We start from the raw sequence: 16,420 nt of genomic DNA, 5'->3' as shown, positions 1-16,420 counted from the left end.
GCGATGCCCAAGCTGATTGCCATCATCAATGTCGTCTCCTGGTCTGGGTTCTGGGCTTTTGGATATCTGGCGATTTCGGCCCAGGGGCTGACACAGACCCAACTGATCACCGCTGCTCTGCTGGCTGCCGGTGGTCTGGTTTCAGGAGTACTCGCGTATCTGCGGCTGGTTCGGTTTACCGAGCAGGCCGGATACGCAAGGAAGTCAAATCAACTTGATGCCACGGCTCGTAACCGTGCGCACGCAACAGGGAGCATCTAAGTCATGTTCTATCGTGAAGCTGGAGATTTCAAAGTCTCCTACCCAGAGGACAGCCAGACGTTCCCGATCAAATTCGACCGGTTTCGTTATTATGCAGTTATGGCGTTTGCCTTTCTGGTCGTGCCGTTCATCATCAATGATTATTGGGCCAATGCGATCCTGTTGCCGTTCCTGATCTATGCGATCGCGGCCATCGGGCTGAACATTCTGGTTGGCTATTGCGGTCAGGTCAGCTTGGGGACGGGCGGTTTCATGGCGGTAGGCGCTTATGCCTGCTACAAATTGATGACCGGATTTCCCGAGGTCTCGATGTTGGTACATGTGCTGATTTCGGGGGGCATCACAGCCATTGTCTGTGTGGCCTTTGGTCTGCCCAGTCTGCGGATCAAGGGGTTTTATCTGGCGGTGGCAACATTGGCCGCACAATTTTTTCTGGTCTGGTTGTTCAACCGGGTGCCGTGGTTCTACAACTACTCGGCGTCGGGTCAGATCAGTGCACCGGAACGCGAAGTGTTCGGCATCATCATCACGGGTCCCAATGCATCGGCAACAGCGACCTATGTCTTTTGCCTGGTGTTCCTGACCTTTTGTGCCCTGATCGCCCGGAACCTGACACGCGGGACGATCGGCCGATCCTGGATGGCGATCCGGGACATGGATATCGCGGCTGAAATCATTGGGGTAAACCCACTGAAAGCCAAGCTGACTGCCTTTGCCGTATCGGGCTTTTTCATTGGCATTTCCGGGGCGTTGTTCTTTGCCATCTATCTGGGCGCGGTCGAAGTTGGCGAAGCGTTTGGCATCACCAAGTCGTTCCTGGTGCTGTTCATGGTCATCATTGGTGGCCTGGGGTCGATCTTTGGATCATTTGCCGGCGCGGCATTCCTGGTTTTGCTGCCGGTGGTTTTGAAGGTTGTCGGCGTGGACGTGATGGGATGGCCCACGGATATCGTTGCGCATTTTCAACTGGTGATCGTGGGCGCGTTGATCGTGTTTTTTCTGATCGTGGAACCGCATGGATTGGCCCAGCTGTGGCGCGTCGCCAAAGAAAAACTGAGACTCTGGCCCTTCCCGCACTGACTGGGGCAGGCCTGAAATAGGTGGGGCTTTCTGATTGGGCTCCGCCAAATACACTATCGGATAATACCAAGGGAGGAATGATACCGATGAAAAAGACACTGACAACTCTGGCGCTGAGCGTCGTTATGGCCGCTGGCCCCGCGCTGGCGGATCTGGTTATCCCGTCACTAAGCTATCGGACGGGCCCCTATGCGGCTGGCGGTATCCCGTTTGCTGATGGGTACGAAGATTACTTCAAGCTCTTGAATGAGCGCGATGGTGGTATCGGAGGCGTTCCGGTTAAACTCATTGAGTGTGAGACCGGGTACAACACCGAAAAAGGCGTGGAGTGCTACGAATCCACCAAGGGTGAAGGCGCGTTGATTTATCAACCGCTGTCGACCGGTATCACCTATCAGATCATCCCCAAAGCCACCGTTGACGACATTCCGATTCACACCATGGGTTATGGCCGGACGTCAGCCGCCAATGGCGATGTGTTTAGCCATGTCTTCAACTACCCCGCCAACTATTGGGATGGTGCATCGGGTGTTGTAAACTATCTTCTGGAAATCAACGGTGGCGACATCAAGGGCAAAAAAATCGCTCTGGTGTATCACAATTCGTCATTCGGCAAAGAACCGATCCGGACCCTGGAAGAACTGTCCAAGAAGCATGGCTTTGAACTGGTAACTCTGGCCGTTGACCACCCTGGCCAAGAGCAGAAGTCCCAGTGGTTGCAGATCCGTCGCGAACGCCCAGACTACGTCACGATGTGGGGTTGGGGTGTGATGAACCAGGTGGCCGTACAGGAAGCCGCGAACATTCGCTTCCCAATGGAAAACTTCATTGGTGTCTGGTGGTCTGGTGCAGAACATGACGTGCTGCCCGCCGGTGATGCAGCCGATGGCTACAAGGCCGTCACTTTCCACGCTGTGGGCAGCGACTTCCCGGTCTTTGATGACATCCGTGCGCATGTTGTCGACAAAGGAAATGCATCGGGCGCCGGCGACAATGTTGGCCGTGTTCTGTACAACCGTGGTCTTTATGCTGCGATGTTGGCAGCCGAAGCCATCAAGGACGCACAAGCCGCCAATGGCACAGGTGACGTGACCGCTGGTATGGTTCGCGATGCAATGGAAAGCCTGAATATCACCGAAGAGCGTATGGCTGGTCTGGGAATGCCGAACTTTGGTCCCAGCTTCCAGGTATCGTGCAAAAACCACGGTGGATCAGGCCTGGTTGGCGTTGCTGAGTGGGATGCCGGTAGCCAGACTTGGTCGCAGGTGTCTGACTTTGCGGCAACTGACGCCGAGGTCATCGGTGCGCTGATCACCGAAGATTCAGAAGCCTATGCCGCTGAAAACAAAATTGCACCCAACTGCAAATAAGTGCGGCCTTCTCCGGGGCTAACCCGGAGAATTTGACGAAATCGGCGCGGCGGGTCTGTTCGCCGCGCCACCCCAACCAGGTTCCGGCCAAGATCCGGAACAGGCATGAGGACAAGCTCTGATGCTGGATGCAGCGAACAACAATGACGTGCAGACCGAAACTCTGCTTGAAGTCAACAATATCGAAGTGATCTACAACCATGTGATCCTCGTGCTCAAAGGCGTCAGCCTGAATGTTCCCAAAGGTGGCATTACCGCGCTGCTTGGGGGCAATGGTGCTGGCAAGACCACCACGCTCAAGGCAATCTCGAACCTGCTGCACTCTGAACGTGGCGAGGTGACCAAGGGATCGGTGAAATACCGCGGCGTGGATGTGCATGAATCGGACCCTGCCGAATTGGTGAAGCAAGGCGTAATTCAAGTGATGGAAGGCCGTCACTGTTTTGAACATTTGACTGTCGAAGAAAATCTGCTGACCGGGGCGTATACCCGTTCAGATGGTGGTGCCAACATCCAGAGAGATCTGGAAATGGTGTACTCTTATTTCCCGCGTCTCAAGGAACGCCGCCGGTCGCAGGCGGGGTATACCTCGGGCGGGGAACAGCAAATGGTGGCCATGGGCCGGGCGTTGATGAGCCGCCCAGAAACCATTCTGCTGGACGAACCTTCTATGGGATTGGCTCCGCAATTGGTCGAACAGATCTTTGAGATCGTGAAATCCATCAACGAAAAGGAAGGCGTGACCTTTCTGTTGGCCGAACAGAATACCAATGTGGCGCTGCGCTATGCGCACTATGGATACATTCTGGAATCCGGTCGGGTTGTGATGGATGGCCCTGCCGCTGAATTGCGTGAGAACCCGGACGTCAAGGAATTTTATCTTGGTATGTCCGATGATGGCCGCAAAAGCTTTCGCGATGTCCGGTCGTATCGTCGCCGCAAGCGGTGGCTGAGCTAAGGAGGGTATTGAGTATGACCTTTTTCGATACACTCGAAACCCGTTCCCCGGACGAGCGCGCCGCGGATCTGGCGCGCGCACTGCCCGAGCAGATTGCACGTGCCAAAACGACGTCCGGGTATGATGGGGTTCTGGATAATGTTGATCCCCTAACCATTACGTCGGTCACTGCTTTGGCCGACCTCCCGGTGTTGCGCAAATCCGAACTCAGCCGGGCGCAGGCCGCGAACCCTCCGTTTGGTGGGTTCACTGTCAAGCCTGCGACCGGGTTCGCACATGTCTTTCAATCTCCCGGTCCGATTTACGAACCCGGTGGTGCCGATCAGGATTGGTGGCGAATGGGCCGATTCCTGCATGCCGCAGGCATTGGTCAGGGGGACGTGGTTCAGAACTGTTTTGGGTATCACCTGACACCGGCTGGCATGATCTTTGAAAATGGCGCGCGCGCTGTTGGTGCAGCGGTGTTGCCTGCGGGCACTGGTCAAACCGAACTACAGGTCACAGCGGCCCATGATGTCGGCGCGACCGCCTATGCCGGGACACCCGATTATCTAAAGGTGATTCTGGACAAGGCTGATTCCATGGGGGTCAAACTGAAGTTCACCAAGGCGGCCGTGGGTGGAGGTGCCTTGTTCCCATCTCTGCGCCAGGAGTATGCGGATCGGGGCATCACCTGTTTGCAATCCTATGCCACCGCTGATCTGGGCAACATTGCTTATGAAAGTGCGGCGATGGAAGGCATGATTGTCGATGAGAATGTCATCGTTGAAATCGTGACACCCGGAACCGGAACACCTGTGTCAGCGGGTGAAGTAGGTGAGGTTGTTGTTACGACGCTGAACCCTGACTATCCGCTGATCCGGTTTGCAACCGGTGACTTGAGTGCCGTTTTGCCAGGGCAATCCCCCTGTGGTCGGACCAATCTGCGGATCAAAGGTTGGATGGGACGTGCCGACCAGACGACCAAGATCAAAGGCATGTTTGTGCGCCCGGAACAGGTGGCGGCATTGGTTGAGAAACACGATGAAATTCTCAAGGCGCGCGTGGTGGCATCACGGGATGGGGAAATGGACACCATGACGGTCAGGATCGAAGCCAGCAGTGGCAATGATGCGTCCTATGCCAAATCGGTGATCGAAGTTCTCAAGCTCAAGGGGGCAATCGAGGTGGTCGCGCCTGGCACCCTGCCCAAAGACGGGCTGGTGATTGAAGATCAGCGCAGCTACGACTGATTTTCCTGTACCTGGCTCATCAACCCCGGATGCTCCTCCCGCGTCCGGGGTTTCTTCAGTCGATGCGCTCCCGTCCCTTTTCCCTGCATCACAAGATGCTGCAAAAAGCGTTGGGCCTTGCCCTGCATCGGGCCTGATGGCCCGATGCAGGGCGCACGGATCACTCGTGACGAGCGTAATCACCTGTGGATGAGTGTTTTAGTCTGGAATTTCCGACAGAAATCATCGAATAAGGCAGGGCTAAGCCGCATCAAAGAAACATTCGTGAGCAGGCCCGATCAGCCGTGACAGAGTTACAGCACTATGCCCCCGGGGGCAGCCGACGTGGCAAGAAGGGTGGGACAGGGCTGTTTGCCGGTTTGTCCTGGGCCGTTGCGATATCCTGTCTGTTGCCCATGATCGCAGTAGCTCTGGCAGCACTGACCGGCGGAACAGGGACGATTACACATCTTCTGGAGACAGTCCTGCCAGGCTATGCCGCAACGACATTGACCCTGGTGGTTCTGGTTGCAATCGGGACGTTCTGTTTGGGCGTTGGTTCCGCTTGGCTGGTGACCATGACCAGGTTCCCCGGTGTGCGGCTGTTTGAAATTGCCCTGATCCTGCCCCTTGCTTTCCCGGCGTATGTTTTGGCCTATGCCTATACGTTTATTCTCGACCACCCTGGGGTCGTGCAAAGCACATTGCGGGACGTGACAGGATGGGGGCCAAGAGATTATTGGTTCCCCGAAATTCGGTCTTTGCCCGGTGCTGCGCTGATGTTGGTGCTGGTTTTGTATCCATATGTTTACCTGTTGGCACGGGCGGCCTTTCTACAGCAAAGCTCGGGTGCATTCCTGGCTGCGCGGGCGTTGGGAAAAACCTCGTGGCAAGCGTTTTGGCGTGTGAGCCTGCCTATGGCCCGCCCGGCGATTGCCAGTGGCGTGTTGCTTGCCATTATGGAGACCATTGCTGACTTTGGGACCGTGGCCTATTTTGGTGTGCAGACCTTTGCCACGGGGATCTATACGAGCTGGTTTTCCATGGCCGACAGGGCGGGGGCGGCACAATTGGCATTGTGTTTGCTGAGCTTTGCACTGACCCTTGCGGTCATTGAACGGATTTCCAGAGGCAAGGCACGATACCACCAAGCGGGCAAGCACCATGCCAAGATGCCTCCGGCCCAACTGAAAGGGGCACGCGCGGTTCTTGCCTGGGTTTTATGTTCGGTTCCGGTGGTTTTGGGGTTTTTGCTCCCAGTTGTTATCCTGATCAACATGGGGCTCGAGTCTGAACAAGATCTGTTCAGCCGTCGCTACATTGGATTCCTGAGAAACTCCGTGACGCTTGCCGGGGCTGCGGCGATGATCACGGTTTGCGCTGCAGTTTGTATCGGATTTTATCTCAGATTGCGCCCTGGCCGGTTGGCTTCGGCCGCCGCCTATTCGGCGCGTTTGGGATATGCGGTTCCTGGTGGCGTGATCGCGGTGGGTCTGATGGTGCCGTTTGCGGCCTTTGACAACGCCTTGGACGCCTGGATGCGAGCGACATTCGACATCCGAACAGGCCTGTTGATTACAGGGTCCATTTGGTTGTTGGTTGCGGCCTATATGGTTCGATTTCTGGCGGCGGCTCTGGGAGCTTATGAGGGCGGGCTAAGCACGGTGCAGGCCAATATTGACGCCGCTGCGCGATCACTTGGGCAAACGCCTTTGGGAATGTTGCGACGCGTCCATCTGCCGATTTTGACGCCCAGCTTGCTTACAGCGTTGTTGATTGTCTTTGTCGATGTGATGAAAGAATTGCCTGCTACTCTGATCATGCGTCCCTTCAACTATGACACTCTGGCAGTGCAGGCTTATCGATTGGCCTCTGATGAACGTCTCGAAGGCGCTGCGGTGCCGTCGCTGGTGATTATGCTCGTCGGGTTGCTGCCGGTGATTTTGATCTGCCGCCAAGTCGGGCGAAAGGGGTGAAGAGCCAAAAGTTTTTCTAAAACTTTTGGCCAGACTTTTTGATAAAAGTCTGGGTCACGCAGACCACCAAGCTTCGATTTCTTCGGATGAGATCCGACCAGTCGGTCCCAATGCCACCAGAACCGTTTTATCAGTATGCACGCGTCGGGCATCGACGTTGCGGCCTACGATGTGCAGCTCGTAACCGCCACCGGTTGTCTGCACAAATCCTTTCAAACGGTACAACCCTTCGGGTCTGTCGGCCAGTTTGTCACCCAGAGCACGGCGATCCAGGACAAGGTCGCTGGTGTGCTGCCAGGTTGTATATCCGGGATGGTGAACGACCTTGTGTCCTTTTGGCAGGGGAATGACGTCGAGCAACAGATCTGACAAAGCACCGTGAACTGGCAAAACCGGGTGACGTGCCCCCAGGCCGGTTAGGGTTTCGCTCAGCCGAGCATCAATTTCATCAGATTTGGAAATGAGAACCAAGTCCGCCGCTTTGATCTGTTGCGTGACCTGAGGGGCGATCAGCGGATCTTCAAGGAGGGTGAAGATATTGTCGGCGTCGACAAGAGTGACAATGCCGGCATAGCCCAGATCAGGATCGTCGCTCGCGGTGTTGGCAATTGCGGCAGGGTCTGCAATGCCGCTTGCCTCGATAAGGAGATGATCCGGGCGCGGCGACCGATTGAGCGCCTCTTTCAGCGCCAGGGTCAAGTCATTTCCCATGGTGCAGCACACACATCCGTTGGTCAGGGCGATCTGGTCTCCATCGGCCCGCGCGATCAGGTCAGCGTCTATGTTGATTGCACCAAAGTCATTCACCACCACTGTCAGGTTCATGCCGTGATCCTCGGACAGAAGCTGGTTGATGAGCGTGGTTTTTCCTGCACCCAAGTATCCGCTGATCACAGTGACAGGCATTCGCATCATGAGTTGGGCATCCTATTTTGGCCGAGTTGACCTCTCGCTACCCGGTTAGGGCAGGAGGATGCAAGGTGCTAGAAGATTTGGACATGGTTCAACAAAAAAGGCGCGGTCTGAGCCGCGCCTTTTGAAGATGGAACCATGCGAGTGGATTACTTCCAACCCACTTCGTTGAAGATCTTCTGGGCTTCGGGGATGTTTTTGGCGACAGCGGACAGATTGATGTCATCGGCCTTGAACTCACCCAATGCTGCAACATTTTCGGCCAGAGCAACGCCGGAAACCGCCGGGTATTCGTCATTACCGTTCGAGAAATAGACCTGTGCCTGATCTCCGGCCAGATATTCCAGGAATTTGACGGCGTTCTCCCTGTTTGGGGCATGAGCCGCGACACCTGCACCGGACAGGTTCATATGGGCCCCTTCCGCGTCTTGTGCGGGGAATACGATGCCGATTTGGTCGATTTCGTCAGACAGACCTTTTACGGATTTGCGCAGAGCGCGGGCGAAGTAATAGGAGTTCGAAACCGAGATCTCACATTCACCCGAAATAATGCCACGCAGCTGGTCCGTGTCCCCGCCCTGTGGCGCGCGCGCCATGTTGTCGACGACGCCTGCAGCCCAGGTTTTGGCCGCTTCAGCGCCATGATTGGTGATGATCGCAGCCAGAAGTGTCTGGTTATAGGTATTGGTCGAGGACCGGATGCAAACCAAACCTTTGTAGTCTGGTTTGGCCAGATCCAGGTAGCTGGCGGGTGGGTTTTTCACGTCTGTCTTGTCGAAGAAAATGATGCGTGCGCGTTGCGAATACCCAAACCACTGATTGTCTTCGTCCTGCAAGTTGGCAGGAATGCGCTCTTCCAGCAGAGGGTTTTCGATGGCTTGCAGGATACCGGCGTTCTTGGCCCGGGCCAGGCGCGATGTGTCCACGGTCAAAAGAACATCCGCCGGAGAGTTGGCTCCTTCCGCCTGCATTCGCGCGATCAGTTCGTCGGCTTTGCCTTCGATCCTGTTGATGGTGATACCGGTTGCCTGCTCGAAATCCGAATACAGGCGTTCATCGGTGTCGTAATGGCGCGAAGAGTACAAGTTCAGTTCACCGTCGGCAGTGGCCGAGGTTGCAACGGATGCTACCAGTACAGCAGCAAGACAAGAGGAAGATTTTAGCATGACATGTCCCTAGTCAATCATTCTCGTGGGCTTAACCCGACTGAATTAGTCAATTATCGAATTTTCACCGAAATGCAATAGATTTCTGATTATTTTACTCAGGAAGTGTCAGGGCGGTTTTTGCCCGAAATCCGACGGGAATGGCGACCGCAACATCTCTGGGAAAGCCATGGCCCTCACAGCCTAACACCTGTCCTCAGATTCCTTCCCAGCAAACGGACCTCAAAACAGAACCTATGCAGAAGCTGAGAGATACGCAAAATGTACATTTTCCTCGGATATCGACGACCAGATCACGGGTTTGCTGGGGCTGGGTATTCCGAAGGGTGATCAAGCCAATTGGCACCGACCTATCCTTCGGCGTTATCCATTCCCCAGGCTGTGAGCAGCCTGGGCAGGGCTATGCTCCAATCCATTACCCCGGATTTATCGGCCCAATCCATATATTGACGGACCATCATCTGCGCGCGAACAGCTTCGCCTTTGATGATATTGTTCAACTCGGTTCGGTCGTGCTCGATGTTGTACAGTTCCCAATCCTGATCGTGCAGACGCACCAATTTGAACTGTCCCAGCCGGATCGCCGCGTTGCCTTCGTGTTCGAAGAATATGGGTTGGCTGCGCTCCCATTCCTTGTCACGTAACAGATCGATCAGACTCTCGCCCTGTAAGGGTTGGATTTCATGACCTCCCAATTCCTTTAGATAGGTCGCGCCCGTCGCGTCGAGAATGGTGGGCTGGATATCCACGACATGACAGGCGGCATGGGCCGTGCTTCGTGGTTGGAACCCATTTGGCCAGTGGGCCACCAACGGAGTCGAAATCCCCCCCTCATGAACGTAATGTTTGAACAGACGAAACGGAGCGTTCGAGACATTGGCCCAGGGTTTGTCATAGCTCTGAAAGGTCTGAGCATCGCCCGGACGCAGGCCTGGGACATTGCCCATAGTGATCTTGCGACCGTCGTGGGTGGTGTCGGGATAGAACTGTGCCCAGCCATCCTCGGCCATGAATTCGGCGCAGCCGCCATTGTCGCTGAGAAACAGGATCAGGGTGTCTTCGAACTGACCTAGTCGCTTCAATGTGGCGACAAGGGTGCCGATGGATTGGTCCATCCGGTCGATCATTGCCGCATAGGTGGCCATCTTGCTGGCTTCCCAATCTGGGTTTTCCTCGTGATCCCAAGGGTGCACATCGGTGTCGCGCGGGGAGATGTCCCAGGTTGTTTGAAACACGCCTGTCGCGTTCATCGTTTCGTGACGGGCCGTGCGAATAGAGTCCCAGCCTTTGCTATAGGTCCCCTCATAACGGGCAATGTCTTCGGGGTGGGCGTGGAGCGGCCAGTGCGGTGCGGTGTGTGCGAGATACAGAAAGAACGGTTGCTCGTCGGTCACCGCGTCTTCGATCATGCCGATGGCCTTCTCGGTGATGGCGTCGGTGAAATAGAAATTATCTGGCAGGACTTCGACCCTGCTGTCGTCTTCCATCATGTAGTGAGGGGAAAAGAAATGTGTCGCCCCATCCATGATGCCAAAGAAGCGGTCGAACCCGCGTTGGCGCGGCGTCGGATGTTCCAGATCACCCGGTCGCCAGCTGTCATAGTCGCGGGACTCGAAGTCGCCAGCCACATGCCATTTTCCTGACATTAGGGTGCGATATCCGTCGGCGCGCAGATGTTCCGCGATGGTCGCAGAGTCATTTCGCAGAAAGCCCTGATAGGCAGGGGTTCCCAAATTGGCGCCCATGTGCCCAACCCCAGCGTTGTGGGGATATAGCCCAGTCAAAAGCGATGCCCGGGTAGGGCAGCACCGGGCGCAGTTGTACATTGCGCTTAACATGGCCCCGTCCCTGGCCAGAGCATCAATATTCGGGGTTCGGATCTCTGATCCGGTACAGCCCAGATCCGCAAACCCCATATCATCGGCAAGGATCAGGATGACGTTTGGTTTACGGTTGTTTACGGTGGTCATGGATTCCTCTCCCCCAGTTCGACCACGTTGCACGATTTGTGGGCGAGAGGCAAAAAATCGTCTTTCCTGCCACCTCGATTTGGAGGGTAGGGAATCCCGGACCCTTGGACTGGTGGTCTGGCGTGATAAAACACCTATCAGATATCCCTGATCGTGAGATCGAATGTGACAGACAGCGAGCAAAGCCGCCCGTTGGATGGCGCGCTGCGAGCGCGTCTCCATTTGGCGGAAACATCCCGGTTCCAACTGGCGGCCGTGCGTCTGTCGTTGCACGTTATGGATGCCGTCAGCCGGACCTTTGTCGGCAAGCCCTTCTTTTCCTTGCGGGAAAGCGAAGATCTGTTGGGCGAAGTGGACGGATTGACAGGGCCAGGGTTGGTTCACCACATCCTGAATTGCAGGGGCGGCACACGGATTACGCCTCTCGGGCTGGAGCATGTTCCAACATCAGGTCCGACGATCATCGCATCGACGCACCCAACGGGCATGTTCGATTTTGTCGCTCATGCCGGGGCGCTGTTTCACCGGCGGCCTGATCTCAAAGTGGTTGCGAACGCGGAAACTGAGATGTTTCTGGGAGCGGATTACATTGTCCCGGTCAGTATCGACAAGCAGAACAATGCAACTTCGACCCGCAAAACCCACGCGGCCATGTTGCACCATCTGGATGAGGGCGGGGCGTTGTTGATCTTTGGATCCGGCCGGGTCCCGAACGCAAAAAGCGGACGCCTGATCGAACCGGATTGGCGCAGTGGGACGTCGCGCATATCCGAACATTGCCAAGCCCCGATTGTTCCGGCGGCTGTTGATGCCAGGAATTCGCGATATTATTACCGGTTGCGGTCAATGGCCCAGTTTCTCAGCGGCGGGGATGACAACTTTGGCGCGATGGTTGGATCCTTGCGCTATTCGTCCGAGATGTTGGAGAAATTGGGAGGAGAGTTCGAGGTCCACTATGGCGCGCCCTTGTCTCCGGGAACGCCCTCCGAAGATATCAAGAACAGCGCGGAATGCCTGGTTCCTGGCCTTTACGCGGGCCATTGAACAGGAACAGCCCCAAGTCGGATCAAGAGCGTTGAAATCTGAAGAAGGCACAAAAAAACCGCACCCAAGGGCGCGGTTTTCAAAACCATATGCGGTTGATCTCAGCCCTGGCGAGCTTTGAACCGCGGCTGTGTTTTGTTGATCACATACACGCGGCCTTTACGACGCACGATCCGGCAATCACGATGCCGGTTCTTCAGCGAGCGGAGCGAGTTCTTGACTTTCATAGCCGATCTCCTGTTCATGCGGCGCGGGCCAGCGCCTAGGTTTGCGGGTGTTCCGGATGGCCGGAACAGTGAATTCATGGTGGGCGATACAAGGTTCGAACTTGTGACCCCTTCGATGTCAACGAAGTGCTCTACCACTGAGCTAATCGCCCATGAATACCTGCGTTTCATCCTGCCCCTTAATGTAAAGGGGCGCGGAAGTCCGCGCCGGTGAGGGGTCTATAAAAGGTTGTTACGCTGTGTTCAAGGGCTTTTGGCACAAGATATTTCCGGTCTATGATGAAAAGACAAGGAGACACGATGACGAACGCCGTATTTGACCTGATTGAGCCCCAGCAGATCCTATCGGCTGTTGTGTTCGCATCGCCACACAGTGGTGCAGTCTATCCTGAGGCCCTTAAAAACAAGACGGTTTTGACGAGGCGGGCGTTGCGATCCTCGGAAGATGCGTTCGTGGATCAACTGTTCGCCGCAGCCCCTGGGTTTGGTGCGCCGCTGATCTGTGCGCAGGTTCCACGTGCTTTTGTCGACCTGAATCGGTCGCCGGACGAACTGGACCCGGCTCTGATCGCCGGGATTCGCAAGCAGGGGCATAACCCCCGAGTCGCTTCGGGTCTGGGGGTGATTCCCCGAGTCGTTTCCAATGGTCGCTCGATCTATCGGGGCAAGATCCCTCTTGCCGAGGCCGAATCCCGTCTGCGTGATTGTTGGCATCCGTACCATCAGGCATTGCAGTTCCTTCTGGCCCGGGCACACGACCAGTTCGGACAGGCGATCCTGGTGGATTGCCATTCGATGCCGCACGAAGCGATTGAGAATCTGTCCGTCAAGGGGCGACGACCAGAGATCGTATTGGGGGATCGGTTTGGGGCCTCTGCCTCCTCCGAAGTCGTGGACAAGATCGAAGCCGCATTTGTCGCAACGGGTTTGAACGTGGTGCGCAACTCGCCGTTCGCGGGGGCCTATATCACGCAGGCGTATGGACGCCCTTCCCGGGAACAGCATGCGATTCAGATCGAAATTGATCGCTCAATTTATATGGATGAGCGCCAGATCCGGCCTAATGCAAATTTCGACATGCTGCGTGGGGTTTTAAACGATGTGATCCGTGATATCGCAGCCATTGGTCAGTCTCAGTTGCCATGCGCCGCTGAATAACGGGTCATCGCAATGCGCGCCCCTTGAGAATCGCATCGGCTCCAAATCGCGCCCGGATCGCATCTGTGGCCCGTTCTGCTCTTGCGCGCCGTTGGGCGTCCGGATCCAACAGGTCTCCGGAAAGATCGGCCTGCTCTTCGGGCACCAGATCCGACAACCCGCAACCCAAGAGCCGATACGGTCCTTGATTGCCGACCTGATCCATCAATCCCCGTGCGACGCGGTACACAATGTCAGCCATTTGGGTGGCGTCACGCAGTGATTGCCGGCGGGTCAGAAGAGCATGATTGGCACGCTTAAGTTTCAGGGTCACGACACGGCCCGCCAGAGATTTGGCCTTGGCGCGATCCGCGACTTTTTCTGCCATGCGCCACAAGTGCCCGTCCAGTGTCAGTAAATCGGCTGTGTCCTCGAAAAAGGTGGTTTCATTGGAAATGGATTTCATCGGAGTGTGGGCAGAAACCCTGCGTCGATCTTCGCCCCGCGCCAGATGCCACAGACGATCGCCCATACTGCCAAAGCGGGCACCCAGATCGCGACGGTCCCAGCGCAGCAGGTCGGAAAAGGTGCGAATTCCGGCCTTGTCCAGAGACTCCTGTGCAGCAGGGCCGATGCCCCAAATCAATCGAATGGGTTTGTCCTGTAGAAACGCCGATGTTTCGGCCTCTCCGATCACCGAAAACCCACGGGGTTTGTCCAGATCTGATGCGACTTTGGCCAGGAACTTGTTGTGGCTCAACCCGATAGATCCGGTTACGCCCAATTCGTCTTTCATGCGTTTGACCAAACGCCCCAGCATCACGGCCGGCGGTGCACCATGCAGTCGCTGTGTTCCGGAAAGATCCATGAAAGCTTCGTCCAAAGACAATGGCTCGATAACCGGGGTCAGCTCTTCCATCAGGGCGCGAATTTGCTTGCTGACCTGCGCGTAGACTTCCATCCGGGGTTTGATCACCACGGCATCGGGGCACAGCTTCATCGCCTGAAACATGGGCATGGCGGATTTGACGCCACGAATGCGGGCAACGTAGCAGGCTGTGGAGACAACCCCCCGTTTTCCACCGCCGATGATGACCGGCTTGTGGGCGAGTTCGGGATTGTCACGTTTTTCAACGCTTGCGTAAAAGGCGTCACAATCCATATGCGCGACCGTCAGGGAAAACAGCTCGTCATGCACCTTGACCCGCGGGCTGGTGCACTGACTGCACCGGCGGGCAGGGGGCTGAATGGTCAGGCAGTCGCGACAAAAGGCGGGCATGGCGGTTGGTATTCCCGGTTCGACAGACTATTTGTTACACAGTCTACACGTTACGATGCGCAGGGTTTAGTGCGTTTTATGGGTACAGACAGACCCAGGCCATTCTGACGACATTTTGGAGCGAAGATGGAATTTACTGGTGCCAAACTGGCCCTGTTTCTGGGGAAGGAATTGTTGGTCATTCGTCGGGATGATCACGCGGATATCCCTTATCCCAATCATTGGGATTTGCCCGGTGGCGGACGAGAGATGGGCGAAAGCCCTGAGCAATGCGCCTTGCGTGAAACGCAGGAAGAAGTTGGGTTGGAGCTGCGTGAGCAAGATCTGGTTTGGGCAACGTCCTATATCTCGCCCGAAGGCGACTTGACCTGGTTTTTTGTGTCGCATCAGCCCGCTCGGTTGGTGAACGACGTGCGTTTTGGATCAGAAGGTCAGGGATGGGCGTTAATGGCTCCGGGGCAATATTGTGCGCACCCATTGGCAGTGCCCCATTTTGCTGACCGGCTGCGCAGCTACCTGGAAACTCTCTGAGGGAGGACCAAGCGCGATGATCATTGGGCTCTTTTGCGGCCGATCAAAGGATCAAATGAAGTTTCAATAAATACCCCCCGCTGCTGAGGCGGGGGGAGGTGACGAACCTCAGGAAGAGATGGTTCGTTGGGGAGTGTTGATCTTAATCTCGCCTAAAAATGTGTATTCTCAAAGCTGGTTATGCCTCATTTCTGGTACGGAAGTTCCGAATGTGCTTTTGCAGGCACAGGCAAAATGCCGTGCAGTTGACCGTCTCAACCGCCAACGCTTCAGGCAAAATCATGCGTAATTAAGGGGTTGCAGGCAGGTTGATGATGGCTGTGAAGACACAGCCAGTTGAATTCAAAGATTTGGGCGCGACCCGGAGCTGCTGTGCTCAGGGGCCAGGATGCAAAGTAATCTGACGTTTTGGTCTTTGGGCAGGGTCGGGCCCAAACAGCACGCTAAGCCGGACGCCTGTCATCCCGGCGCAGCGATGCCGGGATTTTGGGTGGCAAAATAAGCGAGCGGGTCAGACTGTCTTCAATTCATCGAGAATCGCCATTGCCGCGTCTCGGGGGGTTGGGGATTTCCAGATCGGGCGACCGACCACAATGTGATCTGCACCATCAGCAATCGCACTGGCTGGGGTTGCAACGCGTTTCTGATCTCCCAGATCGGCACCGGCAGGTCGGACACCAGGGGTCACGATCAGACGACCCTTGGATGCGGGCAAGGCACGGATCAAGGCCGCTTCCTGTGGTGATGCAATAATGCCATCTGCACCGGCTTCGAAGGCTCGCGCTGCCCGCTCCAGCACCAATTCCTGCACGTCTCCTGGCTTGATCAGGCCGGCGTCCAGATCGGCGCGATCCAGAGAAGTCAGAATGGTCACTGCCAGGATTTTCAGATCCTTGTCCGCGGCACCTTCTTTGGCGGCGCGAACCACATGCGGGTCACCGTGGACGGTCAGAAAGTCCAGGTCGAACTGGGCCAGTCCGCGGACCGCATTCTCTACGGTTGCGCCGATGTCGAACAGCTTCATGTCCAGAAAGATGCGCTTGCCCTTCTCCTGCTTGAGTTCGTTGGCCAGGGCCAATCCGCCGCCGGTCAACATACCCAGCCCGATTTTGTAGAAGGATACGCAATCCCCCAACTGCTCGGCGAGTTTCAATCCCGACAGGGCGTCGGGAACGTCGAGGGCGACAATCAGGCGGTCATCGGTTGAGGGGGCGGACATGGCGGGTCTCCGGAGGTTGCGCAGCGTTGGGGCTGTTTAAACCGCAAAGTGGTCCGGGGAAAGGGGGCTTGATTCGGAG

At 56.1% G+C, this 16,420-nt stretch carries 15 protein-coding genes and 1 tRNA gene; 9 read left to right on the top strand and 7 right to left on the bottom strand.

The genetic code is table 11. The features are described 5' to 3' along the window. Positions 1 to 3: 3 nt before the first annotated feature. From QEZ52_RS20155 to QEZ52_RS20130, 6 genes are all read left to right on the top strand, one after another. Positions 4 to 261 carry a hypothetical protein gene (locus tag QEZ52_RS20155; RefSeq protein WP_406646576.1) on the top strand — a complete coding sequence of 86 codons (258 nt, stop codon included), beginning with the start codon at positions 4 to 6 and terminating at the stop codon, positions 259 to 261. A 3-nt stretch (positions 262 to 264) separates the two neighbouring features. Then, entirely contained in the window at positions 265 to 1,341 is a 1,077-nt protein-coding gene (locus tag QEZ52_RS20150) for a branched-chain amino acid ABC transporter permease (RefSeq protein WP_406646575.1), read from the top strand. An 86-nt stretch (positions 1,342 to 1,427) separates the two neighbouring features. Then, the gene (locus tag QEZ52_RS20145) at positions 1,428 to 2,711 is read left to right on the top strand and encodes an ABC transporter substrate-binding protein (RefSeq protein ID WP_406646573.1); all 1,284 of its coding nucleotides are present in this window, start codon (positions 1,428 to 1,430) and stop codon (positions 2,709 to 2,711) included. Positions 2,712 to 2,832: 121 nt separating this feature from the next. Then, complete coding sequence (locus QEZ52_RS20140; RefSeq protein ID WP_406646570.1) at positions 2,833 to 3,669, top strand: ABC transporter ATP-binding protein; 837 nt, start codon at positions 2,833 to 2,835, stop codon at positions 3,667 to 3,669. A 14-nt stretch (positions 3,670 to 3,683) separates the two neighbouring features. Further along, on the top strand, positions 3,684 to 4,901 hold the full coding sequence (locus tag QEZ52_RS20135) for a phenylacetate--CoA ligase family protein (protein ID WP_406646568.1): 1,218 nt from the start codon (positions 3,684 to 3,686) through the stop codon (positions 4,899 to 4,901). 395 nt (positions 4,902 to 5,296) lie between these two features. Beyond that, the gene (locus tag QEZ52_RS20130) at positions 5,297 to 6,856 is read left to right on the top strand and encodes an ABC transporter permease (protein ID WP_406650586.1); all 1,560 of its coding nucleotides are present in this window, start codon (positions 5,297 to 5,299) and stop codon (positions 6,854 to 6,856) included. A 54-nt stretch (positions 6,857 to 6,910) separates the two neighbouring features. On the opposite strand, the gene QEZ52_RS20125 is transcribed toward QEZ52_RS20130, so the two are convergent. The 3 genes from QEZ52_RS20125 to QEZ52_RS20115 form a co-directional block, all read right to left on the bottom strand. Then, entirely contained in the window at positions 6,911 to 7,771 is an 861-nt protein-coding gene (locus tag QEZ52_RS20125; RefSeq protein ID WP_406646566.1) for a GTP-binding protein, read from the bottom strand. A gap of 146 nt (positions 7,772 to 7,917) precedes the next feature. Next, entirely contained in the window at positions 7,918 to 8,934 is a 1,017-nt protein-coding gene (locus QEZ52_RS20120; protein ID WP_406646564.1) for an extracellular solute-binding protein, read from the bottom strand. 350 nt (positions 8,935 to 9,284) lie between these two features. Next, positions 9,285 to 10,904 (bottom strand): arylsulfatase, encoded by a 1,620-nt coding sequence (locus QEZ52_RS20115; protein WP_406646562.1) that lies wholly within the window; start codon positions 10,902 to 10,904, stop codon positions 9,285 to 9,287. 165 nt (positions 10,905 to 11,069) lie between these two features. On the opposite strand from QEZ52_RS20115, the gene QEZ52_RS20110 reads away from it, so the two are divergent. Then, a complete protein-coding gene (locus QEZ52_RS20110) occupies positions 11,070 to 11,948 on the top strand; it encodes a 1-acyl-sn-glycerol-3-phosphate acyltransferase (protein WP_406646560.1) in 879 nt (292 codons plus the stop codon). 101 nt (positions 11,949 to 12,049) lie between these two features. On the opposite strand, the gene ykgO is transcribed toward QEZ52_RS20110, so the two are convergent. Together ykgO and QEZ52_RS20100 are read right to left on the bottom strand one after the other, a co-directional pair. Continuing rightward, complete coding sequence (gene ykgO, locus QEZ52_RS20105) at positions 12,050 to 12,175, bottom strand: type B 50S ribosomal protein L36 (RefSeq protein WP_008205324.1); 126 nt, start codon at positions 12,173 to 12,175, stop codon at positions 12,050 to 12,052. 77 nt (positions 12,176 to 12,252) lie between these two features. Further along, positions 12,253 to 12,327 (bottom strand) — tRNA-Val (locus QEZ52_RS20100). Positions 12,328 to 12,475: 148 nt separating this feature from the next. On the opposite strand from QEZ52_RS20100, the gene QEZ52_RS20095 reads away from it, so the two are divergent. Further along, complete coding sequence (locus QEZ52_RS20095; protein ID WP_406646557.1) at positions 12,476 to 13,333, top strand: N-formylglutamate amidohydrolase; 858 nt, start codon at positions 12,476 to 12,478, stop codon at positions 13,331 to 13,333. Positions 13,334 to 13,337: 4 nt separating this feature from the next. On the opposite strand, the gene QEZ52_RS20090 is transcribed toward QEZ52_RS20095, so the two are convergent. Then, on the bottom strand, positions 13,338 to 14,591 hold the full coding sequence (locus tag QEZ52_RS20090; RefSeq protein WP_406646555.1) for a DNA polymerase IV: 1,254 nt from the start codon (positions 14,589 to 14,591) through the stop codon (positions 13,338 to 13,340). 126 nt (positions 14,592 to 14,717) lie between these two features. On the opposite strand from QEZ52_RS20090, the gene QEZ52_RS20085 reads away from it, so the two are divergent. Then, positions 14,718 to 15,122 (top strand): NUDIX hydrolase, encoded by a 405-nt coding sequence (locus QEZ52_RS20085; protein ID WP_406646553.1) that lies wholly within the window; start codon positions 14,718 to 14,720, stop codon positions 15,120 to 15,122. A 511-nt stretch (positions 15,123 to 15,633) separates the two neighbouring features. On the opposite strand, the gene pyrF is transcribed toward QEZ52_RS20085, so the two are convergent. Continuing rightward, positions 15,634 to 16,341 carry an orotidine-5'-phosphate decarboxylase gene (gene pyrF, locus QEZ52_RS20080; protein WP_406646551.1) on the bottom strand — a complete coding sequence of 236 codons (708 nt, stop codon included), beginning with the start codon at positions 16,339 to 16,341 and terminating at the stop codon, positions 15,634 to 15,636. Positions 16,342 to 16,420: the final 79 nt, after the last annotated feature.

Source organism: Aliisedimentitalea scapharcae, assembly GCF_045277565.1.
Classification (GTDB): domain Bacteria; phylum Pseudomonadota; class Alphaproteobacteria; order Rhodobacterales; family Rhodobacteraceae; genus Aliisedimentitalea; species Aliisedimentitalea scapharcae.
The sequence above is the reverse complement of the archived record's forward strand: the minus strand, read 5'-3'. Positions and strand labels throughout refer to the sequence as shown.